Source organism: Flagellimonas hadalis (assembly GCF_007785775.2).
Lineage (GTDB): Bacteria > Bacteroidota > Bacteroidia > Flavobacteriales > Flavobacteriaceae > Flagellimonas > Flagellimonas hadalis.
In genome coordinates this window covers 125,114-141,449 of the sequence record NZ_VNIK02000008.1, presented here as the reverse complement: position 1 = coordinate 141,449, position 16,336 = coordinate 125,114, and the positions used below count along the sequence as shown (strand labels likewise).

The following is a 16,336-nucleotide window of genomic DNA, read 5'->3' as shown; positions in this document are numbered from 1 at the left end:
TATGCACGACATGCTTGTTCGACTTATGGACCTTCCTGAAATCTCCAAAGAAGAAAAAGAACTTTTGGAGAAAGAGGGCATCGTTTTCAAAAGGCCCATTCCTCCCGAAAAAAGCATTGTGGTGGACTGGGTCGGCAAGCATTTCAGCACAAACTGGGCAGATGAGACCGAAGCTGCCTTCACGGCCTTGCCCGTGAATTGTTTCATTGCCCAACGGGAGCAGGAAATTTTAGGTTTTGCCTGTTTTGAGAGTACCGCAAAGAACTTTTTTGGACCTACGGGTGTTCTTCCTTCAGAACGGGGCAAAAACTTAGGCAAGATCCTCTTGGTGAAATCCTTGCTCGCCCTGAAGGAAATGGGATATGCCTACGCCATCATCGGTGGGGTCGGCCCTGCTAGTTATTATGAAAAAACCGTAGGTGCCACTATCATCGAAAAATCGGAGAAAAGCATCTACCAGAACTTATTAAAACATCCCAAATGAATGTAGCCCCAAAAGATAAAAATGCCTGGTTGTGGATTCCCTTTTTATACTTTACCCAAGGGATTCCCTACATTCTGGTGGTCACGGTCTCCGTAATCATGTACAAGCGGTTGGGCATCGGCAACGCCGAAATAGGGCTGTACACCAGTTGGCTCTATTTACCTTGGGTCATCAAACCCTTATGGAGTCCCATTGTGGACCTGAACGGCACCAAACGAAAATGGTTTCTGGGCATGCAATTGGTCATCGCCCTTGCATTTTTGGGAATTGGACTGTTCCTGCCCTCCAATTCCTTTTTCACCATTACCTTGGCATTTTTCTGGATGGCCGCCTTCGCCTCCGCCACCAACGATATTGCTTCGGATGGCTATTACATGATCGGTCTCACTCAAAAAAAGCAGTCTTTTTTCATTGGCCTTCGCAGCACATTTTACCGATTGGCCATGGTGACCGGACAGGGGCTCTTGGTCATTTTCGCTGGATTTTTGGAAAACAAATATGGCGACAACACCAAAGCTTGGTCCATGACCATGATCAGTGCCGCCGTTTTGATGATCGCTCTCACCATTTCCAACTTTTTTGCTACGCCCAAGTTTGAAGAAACAGCACCCCGACCCAAAGAAAAACAAGTGGGCTTTTTTGAGGTGTTCGCTTCCTTTTTCAAGAAAAAACAGATAGGTTGGGCACTCCTGTTCATCCTTACCTACCGCTTGGGCGAATCCCAATTGGTAAAAATGGCCTCCCCCTTCCTTTTGGACAAACTCGAGGTGGGCGGACTGGCCTATTCCACGGAAGCCGTGGGTACCATCTATGGCACGGTGGGCATCATCATGCTATCCCTGGGCGGAATCTTGGGCGGAATCCTGATCTCAAGGGACGGTCTTAAAAAATGGATGCTGCCCATGTTGCTGGCCCTCAACCTGCCCAATGCCCTTTATGCCCTTTTGGCGATAACCCAGACCACCAGCATGTTTGCCGTGGTGGGCACCGTGGTGATCGAGCAATTTGGGTATGGCTTTGGGTTTGCCGCATTCATGATGTACTTGATCTACGTGGCCGAAGGCGCTTCGAAAACATCGCATTATGCCATCGCCACTGGATTTATGGCCCTCGGGATGATGCTCCCCGGCATGCTCAGCGGATATATACAGGAATGGTTGGGCTATGGTGGCTTCTTTACTTGGGTTGTGATTGCCGCGCTACCCGCATTTGTGGTACTGCGCTTTTTGAAATACCCCGAAGATTATGGCAAAAAAACTGTTGACACCAATGACTGACACCCATCAAACTTATACGCTTTCAAAGAAAGAATTGACCCTAAGAGAAAAAGTGGGACAATTGTTCATGCCCGCGGTTTTCATCAACGATACCGAGGAAGAAGTCCAAAAAATGGAAAGGCTCATCAAGGAATACCATGTGGGATCCATCTGCTTTTTCCATAGTAGGGCCAGTGCTGCCACCAATTTTGAAGGAAAGAAAAAAGTGGTGCACAATGCCAAAAGCTACGACCGATTAAAGGAACTCATCGCCCAATATCAAAAAGCAGCTGAAATCCCTCTTTTAGTGGCCATCGATGCCGAATGGGGGTTGGCCATGCGCATTGAGAACACTCCTCAGTTTCCTTACGCCATTACCCTGGGCGCACTGAACGGGGGTGAAAATCTCATCTATCAAGTGGGACAGCATATCGGATGGGATTGCAGGGCTGCTGGCATTCAGTGGAACCTTGCCCCGGTGGTGGACATCAACAACAATCCTGAAAACCCTGTGATCGGCTACCGTTCGTTCGGGGAAAACAAAGAAAAGGTGTTGGCCAAATCCGAAGCTTTCATTCGGGGAATGAAAAGTACCGGGACGCTGAACTCCATCAAACACTTTCCCGGTCATGGGGATACAGCGACCGACTCTCATTTGGGGTTGCCCGTCATCGACAAATCATTGGTAGAGTTAAAAGAAAATGAACTGTTCCCATTTCAGGAACTCATCAACAAAGGAGTGGATTCCGTGATGGTGGGCCATTTGTTGCTGCCCCAATTGGACGACCAAAATCCATCGACCACTTCATCAAAAATCATTACCGCTCTCCTCAGGAAACAAATGGGTTTTGAGGGTGTTATCATTTCAGATGCCCTGAACATGCACGCCGTCTCCAAAAAATATCCCCAAAAAGGAAAATTGGAACAGGCCGCTTTTGAAGCAGGCATGGATGTGCTATGCTTCAGTGAGCATGTAAAAGAAGGGATCGATGAAATATTGACGAATGCCTCGGAGGAAAGAATCCAACAGAGTTTTGACAGGATATGGAACCTTAAACACAAAGTGTTTGTAGAAAATTCACGATCTGAAAAACCTAACACTGACCTGCATTCCAAACTGAACCGTGAAATTGCCGAGAAAACCATCACAGAACTGTATGGGGATGTTGCTGCCCTTGAGCAACTAAAATCTTCCGGTTTTTTGAACGTTTCGGTGTGTTTTGGCAAAGAAAACAGTTTTTCCGAGCAGATTTCGGCACATTTTGGGTCAAAAACCATCAATTTGAACAGCGCTCTATCTTCCGATATCAAAAATATGGTGCTGGGCATCTTCCCACCCGCCGTAAAACCCAAAAACCTGTTTGGCTTTGATGAAAAAACCTTGGCAAGCATCCACAGGCTCATAGCAGAAAAAAATAGCTTGATCTATCTTTTTGGCAACCCGTATGTGCTGGATATTTTGAAGTTGCGGCCAAGTTCCAATGTGGTCTTGGCCTATCAAAATTTTCCTGAATTTCAAGATGTTGCCTTCGACCATTTTATAGGAAAAATTAAAGCAAAAGGAATGCTTCCCATCCAACTTAAAACCAAATTTTATGAGCAGCTATAACGTATTGGGGTTGATGTCGGGCACATCACTGGATGGGCTGGACATGGCCCTTTGCCATATTTGGCAGGAAAACGGACATTGGAACTACTCCATCAAGCACACTAAAGATGTTTCCTATACCGATAAAATGAGGGAACGACTCAAAAATGCCATTTACCTATCCGAAAAAGACCATACGCAGTTGCACAGGGACTATGGTATTTGGTTGGGGGAACAGGCGAAAACTTTTATAAAGGAAATTGATGGCGATGTGGATTTTATTGCCAGCCATGGCCACACGTCCCACCATAGACCGCACGACGGCATCACTTTTCAATTGGGTGATGGACAACTCTTGGCGAATACCAGTGGGAAAAAAGTGGTGTGCGATTTCCGGGCCAAAGATGTGTCCCTAAAGGGACAAGGCGCCCCATTGGTCCCGATTGGCGATAAATTACTCTTCCACGAATATGATTTTTGTTTGAATTTGGGAGGCATCAGCAATATTTCTTTTGATAAAAATGGTGAACGCATTGCCTATGACATCGGTTTGGCCAATATGCCCTTGAACTATATTACCCATAAAATGGGTCTGGGCTATGATGAAAATGGAAAGTTGGCCCGTTACGGAAAGTTGGACCATGATCTTCTCAAAAAGTTGAACAGTTTGGAATATTATCAATTGCCCTACCCCAAGTCAACGGGATATGAGTGGTTTACTTCCAAAATTGTGCCCCTTATCGAGGCTTCGAAAATTTCCAATGAAGATTTATTGCACACTTTCATTCACCATAATTGCGAACAAATTGCCTTTGCCGTCCATAAACACCAGGGCAAATCGAAGCGCAAACTGCTCGCTACGGGTGGTGGGGCGCTCAATCAATTTTTCATGGACACCCTTCGGGAAAAACTGGGGCCGAACATTGAAGTGTTCATTCCAAGCAAGACATTGATTGCCTACAAAGAAGCCTTGGTCTTTGCATTGATGGGTGTGCTGCGTTTGGAAGGAAAAACCAATGTGTTGCGTTCCGTTACCGGTGCCACATCAGACTCCTGCAGTGGGGAGGTCTTTCTTCCCAATTTGGATTAAACAGCAGCCAACCTTCGTCGTCTCGGCTTTCTCACCATCAAGAAAATGGCAAGGGCACACAGTCCGCAAACAGCCAATCCAGCAAAAAGTGGCCACACACTATCCTTCACAAACACCCCAATGAAAGTTGCGATAGGAATGGAGAGAATCGTGGAAACAAAACCATTGATTGCAGCCCCAATCCCGGCAATATGGCCTATGGGCTCCATGGCGATGGAACGGAAATTTCCCCACATAAATCCAAGACAGAAAAATTGTACGGACAAAAAACCGACCAACACATAGATACTGGGGTTGGGCGAGTTCAGAAATAAAATGGAATACAGAAGGGCTACCACACAAAATACGATAGTGGCCATCAAGGACAGTTTTCGCATCCCGAAGCGCATCACCAAGGTACCGTTCAAAAAAGTGGAAAGTCCAATGGAAATGGCCAATCCGGCAAAAATGTAGGGGAACATTTCCTTCAACGCATATTGGTCTTCAAAAATATGCTGGGCGGAACTCAAATACACCAAGAATGCACCTGTGACCAACCCGGAGGTCAATGTAAACGCAACCGTTTCCCTATGCCTTACAAACTCCTTCAGGCCATCGATAAAGACATGGCCCGTGAACGGAATCTTATATTCGGGGTGCAAGGTCTCCGGCTGTCGTTTCCAAAACCAAAGTGCAACCACCAAGGCAAAGAACAACTGCACATAAAAAATGGCCTGCCATCCCGCAGCATCCAAGATCAATTTGCCTACGGCAGGGGCCACTACGGGCACCAATATGAAGAAGGCCACGACGAAGGACATGACCTTGGCCATATAATCACCTTCATACGTATCTCGGATGATGGAAATGGATATGGTGCGTGGGGCCGAAAGCCCTATCCCCTGAAAAATCCTTCCCACGACCATGACTTCCAATGATGGTGCATAGAGACAGATGATGCTGGCCACCAAAAAAATGATGAAACCAACATATACCACAGGTTTTCTGCCAAAACTGTCGGATATGGGACCAAAAAACAATTGTCCCACACCCAACCCCAGGAAAATCATGGTGACCAGCAATTGATTGTCCGTTGGATCCAGACTGTTGATGGCCTCACCAATATTTGAAATAGCGGGCAGAATGGCATCAATGGCCAGGGCAACAATGGACATCAAGGCGGCCATCATGGCTACAAATTCAAAATGGGGTTTTTGGGTTTCTTTTTGCATGCCGCAAAATTAGGCATCCCCTATGGACGAAGAAAGCTTTTAAGATAGGTTTAATGTTATTTTCATATAAGCTTTGTCTATGGGGCATTTCGAACTAACGTGTGAAATCCCAAAAAACTAAAAAGATTTCTCAATCGTCCCTACGTTCGTCATTTCCCAATGACATCATGAAGCTATATTCACAATTCAATCAATGAAAAGTGGTGCAATTCGTACCAAACCCCCAAAAAACCTACAACGGAATGTTCCCATGCTTCTTCCAAGGGGCCTGCACTTCTTTTTTCTCCAACATGGCAAAGGCTTTCAGCAGTTTGCGCCTGGTTTCCTTCGGCAAGATGACCTCATCAATGAAACCGCGTTCCGCCGCTCGATAGGGGTTGGCAAATTTTTCGGCATATTCGGTCTCTTTCTCCTTCAATTTGGCCACTGGATCATCGGAAGCGGCAATCTCGCGCCTAAAAATGATCTCGCTGGCTCCCTTGGCCCCCATTACCGCAATCTCGGCAGTGGGCCATGCAAAGTTGAAGTCGGCCCCAATATGCTTGGAATTCATTACATCGTAGGCACCGCCATACGCCTTACGGGTGATCACCGTCACCCGTGGAACGGTCGCCTCGCTGAGCGCATAGAGCAATTTGGCTCCGTGCATAATGATCCCACTCCATTCCTGGTCCGTTCCCGGTAAAAACCCAGGGACATCCACCAAAACAAGCAATGGAATGTTGAACGCATCACAAAAACGGGTGAAACGGGCCGCTTTCTGCGAACTCCGGACATCCAACACCCCTGCCAAAAACATGGGCTGGTTGGCAATGACCCCAATGCTCCGCCCTCCCAAACGGGCAAAGCCCGTGATGATGTTTTCCGCAAAGTCCTTATGGATCTCATAGAACGAATCGCCATCGATGATGCCTTGGATCACATCATGCATATCGTACGGCTTGTTGGGGTTATCAGGAACAATGTTGGAAAGTTCCTCCCGAATCTCATCGCCCAGTTCGTAAGGTTTCTGTTTGGGCAATTCTTTGTTGTTCTGGGGCAGGTAGTCCAACAATCTTTTGATATCGTCCAAACAAGTGGCATCATTGGAAGCCGTTCGGTGTGCCACACCCGACTTCGCTGCATGAGTACTGGCCCCACCCAATTCCTCGGAAGTGACCTCCTCATTGGTCACCGTTTTCACCACATTCGGACCTGTGACGAACATATAGCTGGTCTCCTCCACCATCACGATAAAATCCGTCATGGCCGGGGAATAGACAGCACCACCCGCACAGGGGCCCATAATGGCCGAAATTTGCGGAATCACACCCGAAGCCTGTACGTTTCGGTAAAAAATATCGGCATAGCCTCCCAAAGATCGTACCCCTTCCTGAATCCTGGCCCCTCCGGAATCGTTCAGTCCAACAATGGGAGCCCCAACCTTCATGGCCAAGTCCATCACCTTGCAAATCTTTTCGGCATGGGTCTCGGACAAGGCTCCACCAAAAACGGTAAAATCCTGTGCATACACATATACCAGTCTTCCGTTGACGGTACCATAACCCGTAACCACCCCATCACCATAATATATTTCCTTGTCCATGTCAAAATCGGTGGTACGATGGGTGACCAATGCCCCCATTTCCTCGAAAGAACCCTCATCCAAAAAATAATGGACCCGCTCACGGGCCGTCAGTTTTTTCTTTTGATGCTGCTTTTCAATTCGCTTTTCTCCACCGCCCAAAACGGCTTCGGACATTTTTTCCTGAAGTGTCTTTATTTTGTCGTCCATGGGATTCAGTTTGATGGCAACCGTACTATTTTTTTATCTTCCAAATATTGATAGAGCGCAACCAGCGCAGCTACTTCGGCTTGTTTGGCATTGCTCTCTTTGATGTCGTCCGGGGCGTAATGGTTTTTCACAAAGTGGGTGTCAAAATTGCCCGACCGGAAAGCTTCATGGGCAAAGACAAAACTCCCGAACGGCAACGTGGTCTGTACGCCCTTCACCTTGTACTCCTTGATGGCGTCCAGCATCAAGGCTATGGCTTCTTCCCTGGTTTTACCATAGGTAATCAGTTTGGACAGCATAGGGTCGTAGTAGATGGGAACATCCATGCCTTCCTCAAAACCATCGTCCACGCGGATACCTTGTCCACTGGGCGGTCTGTATATTTCCAAGGTTCCCACACTGGGCAAAAAATCGTTCAAGGGGTCTTCCGCATACACCCGAAGTTCCACGGCATGTCCTTGAATTTTTAGGCCTTCCTGCTTCATGGGCAGTTCTTCCCCACGGGCCACCCGAATCTGTAATTCCACCAAATCGACCCCTGTGATCATCTCGGTAACGGGGTGTTCCACCTGCAAACGGGTGTTCATTTCCAAAAAATAGAAATTGTGGTCGGCGTCCATCAGAAATTCCACCGTACCTGCCCCGATATAGTCACAGGCCTTGGCCACTTTGGTGGCTGCCACGCCCATTTTTTCTCGAAGTTCCGGGGTCAAAATGGAGGATGGGGCCTCTTCCACCACTTTTTGGTGCCGTCTTTGCACACTGCATTCCCGCTCAAAAAAGTGGAGAACGTTCCCGTGGGTGTCCGCCATCACCTGTACTTCGATATGTCTGGGGGACTTCACATATTTTTCCAAAAATACTGAGCCATCCCCAAATGCAGAAGTGGCCTCGCTGATGGCACGTTTCATGCCCGATTCCAGTTCCTCTTCCTTCTCCACAATACGCATTCCTTTGCCCCCACCTCCTGCGGACGCCTTAATGAGGATGGGATAACCTACCTCCTTTGCAATTTTCTTGGCTTTGGCCACATCGGTAATGGCCTCGTCTATGCCCGGGACCATGGGAATATCGTAAGCCTTGACCGCCTCTTTTGCCGCCAATTTGCTCCCCATCATTTGGATGGCCTTGGATTTGGGACCAATGAAGGTGATCCCACTTTTCTCGACAGCTTCGGCAAAATCGGCATTCTCGCTGAGGAAACCATAACCGGGGTGGATGCCATCAACACCAAGTGCCTTGGCCACTTCAATAATCTTATCTCCTCTCAAATAGGATTGGTTGGAAGGTGCCTCGCCTATGCAAACGGCTTCATCCGCAAATTGCACATGGGGTGCGTTCCTATCCGCTTTTGAAAATATGGCCACGGTTTGTATGCCCATTTTTTTGGCGGTCTTCATCACACGGACCGCAATCTCGCCGCGGTTGGCTATCAATATCCTTTTCATTGTTCAAACGCTATCAACAATTGTTTTTTATCAACCGTATCACCTTGTTTCACGGCCACCTGTTTGATCACTCCCTTTCTCGGCGAAGTGATGATGTTCTCCATTTTCATGGCCTCCAAGACCAACAGTTGGTCCTCTTCGTCCACTTCTTGCCCTTCCTTTACCAAAATATCCAAGATAAGGCCGGGCATGGGGGCGGAAATGGAATCGATGTTCTTGGCCCCATTGACAGCGAAGCCCATTTTCAGAATGAGTTCATCCAATGGCGTGTGGATGGATGCCAAGTATTCACTGCCATTGACAGAGATGGTATATCTGCCCGCATTAAAATCGGATTCCAGGATTTCCACATGGTAGGATTGCCCTTCTTGGAGCAAGTGAAAAGTAGTTTTGCCCGTTTTGATCAAATCCAATGCCGCAATCTGTTCGCGGGAAAACGCAAAGCCAACATTGTCGTCCACCTTTACCGAGTACGAACTGTCCATAGATATAATCTTTAGTTAGTTGGATAAATATAAGAGTAATGGTTTGGAATTGCACAAGACATTCCGGTTATCCTTTGTTGTAATTTGCGGATGGGGTTATGGCAAGAGATATATTCAAATGTTTATTTTTGGGGTCAAATTGGTTCATATGCTGATCTTAGGGATTGCCGGGGGCACCGGTTGTGGAAAAACGACGGTGGTCAATCAAATTGTTGACCAACTTCCTGAAAATGAAGTGGGTGTTATTTCACAGGACTCGTATTACAACGACCTTTCCCACATGGACAGGAAGGAGCGTGGGAAGGTCAATTTTGACCATCCGAACTCCATTGATTTTGACTTGTTGATCTCCCATATGGTGCAACTGAGGGAAGGAAAGACCATCCAAATGCCCGCATATTCCTTTGTGGAGGAAACACGTTTGGAGGAGACGATTCCGACCCCGCCCCGAAAGGTGATGATCGTTGAGGGCATATTGGTGCTGAGCAACCCAAAACTCCGCGACCTGTTCGACATCAAGATTTTTGTGCATGCCGACTCCGATGAGCGGTTGATCCGCAGGTTGCAGCGCGACATACGGGAACGGGGACATGATCTGGACAAGGTGCTGACAAGATACCAGACCGCCGTAAAGCCGATGCACGAACAGTTTATCGAGCCTTCGAAGGAGTTTGCGGACATCATCATCCCGAACAACCACTACAACACGGTGGCCGTGGATATTGTGCGGACCATCATCAACAATAAACTGGCATAGCCATGGGCCTGAAGGAATTAAAACAGAAAAAATGGTTCAAAGTCTTTACCAATACGTATATTTTGGTACTGACCATTTTTGTGATATGGATGGCCTTTTTCGACACCAACTCCCTATTGATCCACATGGAGCTGCGGAACGAGATCAAGAAACTGGAAAAACAGAAGGATTTCCTCAAAGATGAAATTGCAAAGGACAAGGAGATCCTCGAAAAGATGTCGGATAAAAATGAATTGGAAAAACTGGCCCGCGAAAAATATTACATGAAAAAGGAAAATGAAGAAATCTTCCTTATCGAGTACGAGGACAGTTTGAAAAACAAACAAAATGACTGACAGTGGCCTATTTGATGAATTCCCCGAAGTTTCCGCAAAACAATGGAAACAGAAGATCCAATATGATCTAAAAGGAGCCGACTACAACGACACCTTGGTCTGGGAATCGTTGGAGGGCATCAAGGTAAAGCCCTTCTACCACTCGGAGGATATGGAAAGCACCAAGACCTTTCCCCTACCCGAAGGCCATACGTGGCAAATTGCGGAGGGCGTCTATGCCGGAGACCCTAAAAAAGCAAATGCAAAAGCCTTGGACGCCCTCAAAAAAGGAGCTGGCAGTTTGATTTTTACCATTCCCGAGCCAAAAACAGATTTTTCCGTCCTTCTTGCTGATATCGATTTAGAAAAAACTCCAATACATTTGAATTTCGGGTTTTTGGACGTGGAATCCATCAAACGGCTCTTGTCCATGACCGACGGCCAAAAAGCAAATATATTCCTCAACTTGGACATTATCGGTCATTTGGCCAAAGATGGAAACTGGTACCACAATCTGGAAAAGGATAGGCATTTTCTAAGTGACATCCTGATCAAGGCTATAAAAGCAAATATCAAATGTTCCCTGAAGGTAGATGTTTCGATGTATCAAAACTCAGGAGCAAACATGGTACAACAACTGGCCTATGGGTTGGCCCATGCCCATGAGTACCTGCATACTTTTGGCTATGATACAGTTATTGTAAATGATAAAAGTCCTGGGATTGTTTTTGATGTGGCCGTGGGCAGCAACTATTTCTTTGAAATAGCCAAATTGAAAGCATTGCGTTGGCTCTGGAACACGTTGGCCGTAGTATACGATTTAAATAACGATTGCCACATTCTTGCCGTGCCCACCAAACGGAACAAGACCCTGTACGATTACAACGTGAACATGCTCCGTACCACTTCCGAATGTATGTCGGCCGTGCTGGGCGGTGCCGATACGGTGTGCAACCTCCCCTATGACGCCATCTACCACAAGGACAATGAGTTTGGTAGCCGTTTGGCCCGAAACCAATTGTTGTTACTGAAAGAGGAAAGTTATTTTGATAGCACTTCAACTGCTTCGGAAGGAGCTTACTACATCGAATCGCTCACCCAACAACTGGCGGAAAAGGCATTGGCACTCTTCAAACAGATAGAAGCTTCGGGCGGATTTTTGGATGCCTTGAAAAAAGGGACCATCCAACAAAAAATCAAGGAAAGTGCCGCAAAGGAACAACAGCTTTTTGATGAGGGCAAGATCATATCATTGGGAACGAACAAATACCAGAACCCCCAAGATCGCATGAAAGATGATCTGGAGCTATACCCTTTTGTGAAAACCCAGCCCCGAAAAACCCTTATTGAACCCATTATATCCCGAAGACTGGCAGAAAGTCTGGAACAAAAACGATTGGACAATGAGTAGGAAGGACCTTCAGCATTTGGAATTAAGTTCAGAATTGGGTGAAACTCATAACTCAAAACCCATAACTCATAACTATAGGCATGCCAATTTCGCCGCCGGCATCTCCCCCTTCCTTCGGGGCCCCTACTCCACCATGTACGTGAGCAGGCCATGGACCATCCGTCAATATGCAGGATTTTCCACTGCCGAAGAGAGCAATGCCTTCTACCGTAGAAACTTGGAAGCTGGGCAAAAAGGACTTTCCGTTGCCTTTGACCTCCCGACCCACCGTGGGTATGATTCTGATAATGAACGTGTTGTTGGGGATGTTGGCAAGGCCGGGGTCGCCATAGATTCTGTGGAGGACATGAAAATCCTATTCGACGGCATTCCGTTGGACCGAATGTCCGTTTCCATGACCATGAACGGTGCCGTGATTCCCATTATGGCCTTCTACATTGTGGCGGCCTTGGAGCAGGGCGTGCCCATGGAACAACTTTCGGGAACTATCCAGAACGATATTTTGAAGGAGTTCATGGTGCGGAACACCTACATCTACCCTCCCACTCCCTCCATGCAACTGGTGGCCGATATTTTCGAGTTCACCAGCAAACATATGCCGAAATTCAACAGCATCAGTATTTCTGGCTACCATATGCACGAGGCTGGCGCACCTGCGGCCATGGAATTGGCCTACACCTTGGCGGACGGGATTGAATACATCCGGACCGGGATCAAGGCAGGTTTGAAAATCGATGAATTTGCCCCTCGCCTTTCTTTTTTCTGGGGAATAGGGATGAACCATTTCACGGAAATTGCCAAAATGCGTGCAGGTCGCATGCTTTGGGCCAAACTGGTGCAACAATTCGGACCGAAGAATGAAAAATCGTCCATGCTGCGTACCCACAGCCAAACCAGTGGCTGGAGCTTGACCGAGCAAGATCCCTTCAACAATGTGGCCAGGACCACCATTGAGGCCATGGCTGCCGTTTTCGGTGGCACGCAGAGCCTGCATACCAATGCGTTGGATGAGGCCATTGCACTTCCCACGGATTTCTCGGCGCGAATTGCCCGAAATACCCAAATCTATTTACAGCAGGAAACCCATATCACGAGAACAGTAGATCCATGGGCCGGTAGCCATCTTGTTGAAAAATTGACCCAAGAGATTGCCGAAGAAGCCTGGAAATTGATCGAGGAAGTGGAAAAACTGGGCGGAATGACGAAGGCCATCGAATCGGGCATTCCCAAAATGCGTATTGAGGAGGCTGCAGCCAAAAAACAGGCCCGGATAGACAGCGGACAGGACATTATTGTGGGCGTGAACAAGTACCAATTGGAGAATGAGGACGACCTCCAGATCCTGGAAGTGGACAATGTAAAGGTCCGCAAGCAGCAAATGGAACGTCTTCAGCATATCAAATCCACCCGAAATACGGTTGCGGTGGAAAAAGCCCTCGAAAACATAAGGACTGTGGCCAAAAAAGCAATGCAGCAGGAGACCGACCGTGAAAATTTGTTAGCTTTAGCGGTGGAAGCGGCCAAAGAACGTGCTACCCTAGGTGAGATCAGTGACGCCATGGAGAGTGCCTTTGGACGCTACAAAGCAAAAATCCAATCCTTTTCCGGAGTGTATTCCAAAGAGATCAAAAACGACGAAAGCTTTGAAAAGGCCCGAAAAATGGCTGATGAATTTGCCATTCAGGAAGGCCGTAGACCCAGGATCATGGTCGCCAAGATGGGGCAGGACGGGCATGACCGCGGGGCAAAGGTGGTGGCCACAGGCTATGCCGACCTCGGTTTTGACGTGGACATAGGCCCCTTGTTCCAGACCCCTTCGGAAGTGGCCAAACAAGCCGTGGAGAACGACGTCCATGTGCTGGGCATCTCGTCCCTTGCCGGAGGCCATAAGACCTTGGTACCGGAAGTGGTCGAAGAACTCAAAAAAATGGGAAGGGAAGACATCATGGTGATTGTGGGCGGTGTCATACCCAAGCAAGATTATGGACACCTACTGGAACATGGTGCCGTAGCGGTTTTCGGACCCGGTACGAAGATCAGTGATGCAGCCATAGAAATACTCCACATTTTGATGGGCTAACGGCTTAACGATCTAACGCAGATAACTTTAACTTTCTTTAACGCGCAAAGCACCCGTTATTCACCCCTTGTTAACAAAATACATTTTCTGGCATCTTAAATAATCGTATTTTTAGCACCTAACTTACTATGAAATGGGCAAGATTATTGCTATTGCGAACCAAAAGGGCGGTGTGGGCAAAACGACCACCACGGTAAACCTTGCAGCCTCCCTTGGCGTATTGGAAAAGAAAGTATTGCTGATCGACGCCGACCCCCAAGCCAATGCGACATCGGGCCTTGGTATCGATGTAGATTCCGTGGAACATGGCACCTACCAACTTTTGGAACATACCATGAGCGTGGATGAAGTCATCATCCCAACAGATTCGCCCAATGTGGACCTTGTTCCCGCGCACATAGACCTTGTGGCCATTGAAATAGAACTGGTGGACAAGGACAACAGGGAATATATGATGAAGGAAGCCCTAAAGGGATTGGGCGACCGCTATGATTTTGTCTTGATCGATTGTGCCCCTTCTTTGGGCCTTTTGACCCTGAACGCCCTTACGGCCGCAGATTCGGTCATGATTCCCATCCAATGTGAATATTTTGCGCTGGAAGGTCTTGGTAAACTCTTGAACACCGTAAAAAGCGTACAAAAAATACATAACAACGACCTGGACATCGAGGGTATGCTACTCACCATGTACGATTCCAGATTGCGTTTGTCCAACCAAGTTGTGGAAGAAGTGAAGAAACATTTTGCCGATATGGTGTTCGACACCATCATCCAAAGAAATGTGAGACTGAGTGAAGCCCCAAGTTATGGAGAGAGCATCATAAAATACGATGCCAGCAGCAAAGGTGCCTCCAATTACCTTAACTTGGCCAACGAAATTTTGAAGAAAAACAAGGAGAAAGTTTAAATGGCGAAAGCAACTAAAAAACAGGCTTTGGGAAGAGGCCTGTCCGCCCTATTGAAAGATCCCGAGAACGATATCCAATCCGTTTCGGACAAAAACGCGGACAAGGTGATAGGAAATGTGGTGGAACTGGACATCGAGTCCATAGAGATGAACCCATTTCAGCCCCGATCCAACTTCAATGATGAGGCCCTTGAGGAATTGGCCAGTTCCATTCGGGAATTGGGCATCATCCAACCCATTACCGTTCGTAAGCTTGATTTCAACAAGTTTCAATTGGTATCCGGGGAACGAAGGTACCGCGCCTCCAAACTGGTTGGCCTGGAGACCATTCCCGCCTACATCCGCATCGCCAACGACCAAGAATCCTTGGAAATGGCCTTGGTGGAAAATATCCAAAGGCAAGACCTTGACCCCATTGAAATAGCACTTTCCTACCAGCGTCTCATCGACGAGATCCAGATCACCCAAGAAAAATTGAGCGATCGCGTAGGAAAAAAACGTTCCACCATCACCAACTACCTGCGCTTGTTGAAACTGGACCCCATCATCCAAACCGGGATGCGGGATGGGTTCATCAGCATGGGACATGGCAGGGCGCTCATCAACATCGACAAGAAAAAGGACCAGATCTCCATCTACGAAAAGATTGTTTCCGATGGCCTGTCCGTCCGCGATACCGAACAATTGGTGAAGGCCTACAAGGAGCCCGAAAGCCAAACAGCGGCCACGAAGAAAAAAGGCAGCAAGGATGTTCCCGGATTTGTATCCAAGGGCATCGAGGCCCTCAAGGAACACCTTTCCGCAAAAGTGGACATTTCCGCTTCCAGCAACGGAAAAGGCAAGATTGTGATTCCTTTCCACTCTGAAGAGGAGTTCAAGCGAATAAAAAAATTATTGACAGGTGAATAAAAACCTCCTCTTTTTGTTCTTTGCCTTGTTGTTTCTCCAAATTGGACTTTCCCAAGAAAAAGAGGAAACAGGCAAGGAAGAACCCCAACCCAAAGAAGTGGATTCCTTGGCCCAAAATATGGAAGGCGAAGGCATCACTTTTGAGGAAGTGGCCAAAAGGAAGAGTATAAATCCACTTGCTCCCAGCAAAGCTGCATTCTATTCTGCCGTATTTCCCGGTCTTGGACAGATCTACAACAAACGCTACTGGAAAGCTCCCATTGTCTGGGGCGCCATCGGCACTGGAATCTATGTTTATTCCTATAACAACACCGAATACAAAAGGGCAAGAAACGCCTTTAAACGCAGGTTGGCAGGCTTTACCGATGATGAATTTTTTGGCCGAATTTCCGACGAGGCCCTAGAAGGAGCCCAGGAAAACACCCAAAGGGACAGGGATCTTGCCCTGGTGATCACCATTGCGCTCTATGCCCTGAACATCATAGACGCCAATGTGGACGCCCACCTGAAACAATATAACGTCGACGACAATCTCGCGGTTGACTTTCAACCCTATATAGATGTAAACCCCGTGACCAACCAACCCAACTATGGAATGGCCTTGGTCGTAAAATTTTAGTGT

Annotated in this window: 15 protein-coding genes; 11 read left to right on the top strand and 4 right to left on the bottom strand. The window is 47.5% G+C overall.

Translation table 11 applies throughout. From position 1 onward, the window contains the following. Position 1: 1 nt before the first annotated feature. The 4 genes from FOT42_RS12725 to FOT42_RS12710 are packed head-to-tail and all read left to right on the top strand — an operon-like array spanning position 2 to position 4,418. Positions 2–484: a GNAT family N-acetyltransferase gene (locus FOT42_RS12725; protein ID WP_151890951.1), complete on the top strand. Its 483-nt coding sequence runs from the start codon at positions 2–4 to the stop codon at positions 482–484. Further along, positions 481–1,761, top strand: coding sequence for an MFS transporter (locus FOT42_RS12720; protein ID WP_151890950.1), 1,281 nt, complete (start codon positions 481–483; stop codon positions 1,759–1,761). Before FOT42_RS12725 ends, FOT42_RS12720 begins: the two co-directional genes overlap by 4 nt. Next, positions 1,754–3,349, top strand: coding sequence for a glycoside hydrolase family 3 protein (locus FOT42_RS12715; protein WP_151890949.1), 1,596 nt, complete (start codon positions 1,754–1,756; stop codon positions 3,347–3,349). The genes FOT42_RS12720 and FOT42_RS12715 overlap by 8 nt, the downstream gene beginning before the upstream one ends. Further along, positions 3,336–4,418, top strand: coding sequence for an anhydro-N-acetylmuramic acid kinase (locus FOT42_RS12710; protein ID WP_151890948.1), 1,083 nt, complete (start codon positions 3,336–3,338; stop codon positions 4,416–4,418). The genes FOT42_RS12715 and FOT42_RS12710 overlap by 14 nt, the downstream gene beginning before the upstream one ends. On the opposite strand, the gene FOT42_RS12705 is transcribed toward FOT42_RS12710, so the two are convergent. From FOT42_RS12705 to FOT42_RS12690, 4 genes are all read right to left on the bottom strand, one after another. After that, entirely contained in the window at positions 4,415–5,629 is a 1,215-nt protein-coding gene (locus FOT42_RS12705; RefSeq protein WP_151890947.1) for a multidrug effflux MFS transporter, read from the bottom strand. The two genes, FOT42_RS12710 and FOT42_RS12705, sit on opposite strands and share 4 nt — an antisense overlap. A gap of 232 nt (positions 5,630–5,861) precedes the next feature. Then, complete coding sequence (locus tag FOT42_RS12700; protein ID WP_151890946.1) at positions 5,862–7,403, bottom strand: acyl-CoA carboxylase subunit beta; 1,542 nt, start codon at positions 7,401–7,403, stop codon at positions 5,862–5,864. A 5-nt stretch (positions 7,404–7,408) separates the two neighbouring features. Further along, positions 7,409–8,851: an acetyl-CoA carboxylase biotin carboxylase subunit gene (accC, locus tag FOT42_RS12695; protein WP_151890945.1), complete on the bottom strand. Its 1,443-nt coding sequence runs from the start codon at positions 8,849–8,851 to the stop codon at positions 7,409–7,411. Next, positions 8,848–9,336: an acyl-CoA carboxylase biotin carboxyl carrier protein subunit gene (locus FOT42_RS12690; RefSeq protein WP_151890944.1), complete on the bottom strand. Its 489-nt coding sequence runs from the start codon at positions 9,334–9,336 to the stop codon at positions 8,848–8,850. The genes accC and FOT42_RS12690 overlap by 4 nt, the downstream gene beginning before the upstream one ends. Positions 9,337–9,484: 148 nt before the next feature. On the opposite strand from FOT42_RS12690, the gene udk reads away from it, so the two are divergent. From udk to FOT42_RS12655, 7 genes are all read left to right on the top strand, one after another. Next, the gene (udk, locus tag FOT42_RS12685) at positions 9,485–10,093 is read left to right on the top strand and encodes a uridine kinase (RefSeq protein WP_151890943.1); all 609 of its coding nucleotides are present in this window, start codon (positions 9,485–9,487) and stop codon (positions 10,091–10,093) included. Positions 10,094–10,095: 2 nt separating this feature from the next. Then, entirely contained in the window at positions 10,096–10,428 is a 333-nt protein-coding gene (locus FOT42_RS12680; protein WP_151890942.1) for an FtsB family cell division protein, read from the top strand. After that, entirely contained in the window at positions 10,421–11,818 is a 1,398-nt protein-coding gene (locus tag FOT42_RS12675) for a methylmalonyl-CoA mutase subunit beta (protein WP_151890941.1), read from the top strand. The genes FOT42_RS12680 and FOT42_RS12675 overlap by 8 nt, the downstream gene beginning before the upstream one ends. Further along, positions 11,811–13,898: a methylmalonyl-CoA mutase gene (gene scpA / locus FOT42_RS12670; RefSeq protein WP_151890940.1), complete on the top strand. Its 2,088-nt coding sequence runs from the start codon at positions 11,811–11,813 to the stop codon at positions 13,896–13,898. Before FOT42_RS12675 ends, scpA begins: the two co-directional genes overlap by 8 nt. A gap of 133 nt (positions 13,899–14,031) precedes the next feature. Continuing rightward, positions 14,032–14,805: a ParA family protein gene (locus FOT42_RS12665; protein ID WP_151890939.1), complete on the top strand. Its 774-nt coding sequence runs from the start codon at positions 14,032–14,034 to the stop codon at positions 14,803–14,805. Further along, complete coding sequence (locus tag FOT42_RS12660; protein WP_151890938.1) at positions 14,806–15,714, top strand: ParB/RepB/Spo0J family partition protein; 909 nt, start codon at positions 14,806–14,808, stop codon at positions 15,712–15,714. It abuts the gene before it with no gap. After that, on the top strand, positions 15,707–16,333 hold the full coding sequence (locus FOT42_RS12655) for a DUF5683 domain-containing protein (RefSeq protein WP_192938392.1): 627 nt from the start codon (positions 15,707–15,709) through the stop codon (positions 16,331–16,333). The genes FOT42_RS12660 and FOT42_RS12655 overlap by 8 nt, the downstream gene beginning before the upstream one ends. Positions 16,334–16,336 lie beyond the last annotated feature (3 nt).

What these genes read in the sequence shown, in the direction of transcription:
- FOT42_RS12725 (WP_151890951.1), top strand. Translation starts at nt 2, where the DNA reads ATGCACGACATGCTTGTTCGACTTATGGACCTTCCTGAAATCTCCAAA.
- FOT42_RS12720 (WP_151890950.1), top strand. Translation starts at nt 481, where the DNA reads ATGAATGTAGCCCCAAAAGATAAAAATGCCTGGTTGTGGATTCCCTTT.
- FOT42_RS12715 (WP_151890949.1), top strand. Translation starts at nt 1,754, where the DNA reads ATGACTGACACCCATCAAACTTATACGCTTTCAAAGAAAGAATTGACC.
- FOT42_RS12710 (WP_151890948.1), top strand. Translation starts at nt 3,336, where the DNA reads ATGAGCAGCTATAACGTATTGGGGTTGATGTCGGGCACATCACTGGAT.
- FOT42_RS12705 (WP_151890947.1), bottom strand. Translation starts at nt 5,629, where the DNA reads ATGCAAAAAGAAACCCAAAAACCCCATTTTGAATTTGTAGCCATGATG.
- FOT42_RS12700 (WP_151890946.1), bottom strand. Translation starts at nt 7,403, where the DNA reads ATGGACGACAAAATAAAGACACTTCAGGAAAAAATGTCCGAAGCCGTT.
- accC (WP_151890945.1), bottom strand. Translation starts at nt 8,851, where the DNA reads ATGAAAAGGATATTGATAGCCAACCGCGGCGAGATTGCGGTCCGTGTG.
- FOT42_RS12690 (WP_151890944.1), bottom strand. Translation starts at nt 9,336, where the DNA reads ATGGACAGTTCGTACTCGGTAAAGGTGGACGACAATGTTGGCTTTGCG.
- udk (WP_151890943.1), top strand. Translation starts at nt 9,485, where the DNA reads ATGCTGATCTTAGGGATTGCCGGGGGCACCGGTTGTGGAAAAACGACG.
- FOT42_RS12680 (WP_151890942.1), top strand. Translation starts at nt 10,096, where the DNA reads ATGGGCCTGAAGGAATTAAAACAGAAAAAATGGTTCAAAGTCTTTACC.
- FOT42_RS12675 (WP_151890941.1), top strand. Translation starts at nt 10,421, where the DNA reads ATGACTGACAGTGGCCTATTTGATGAATTCCCCGAAGTTTCCGCAAAA.
- scpA (WP_151890940.1), top strand. Translation starts at nt 11,811, where the DNA reads ATGAGTAGGAAGGACCTTCAGCATTTGGAATTAAGTTCAGAATTGGGT.
- FOT42_RS12665 (WP_151890939.1), top strand. Translation starts at nt 14,032, where the DNA reads ATGGGCAAGATTATTGCTATTGCGAACCAAAAGGGCGGTGTGGGCAAA.
- FOT42_RS12660 (WP_151890938.1), top strand. Translation starts at nt 14,806, where the DNA reads ATGGCGAAAGCAACTAAAAAACAGGCTTTGGGAAGAGGCCTGTCCGCC.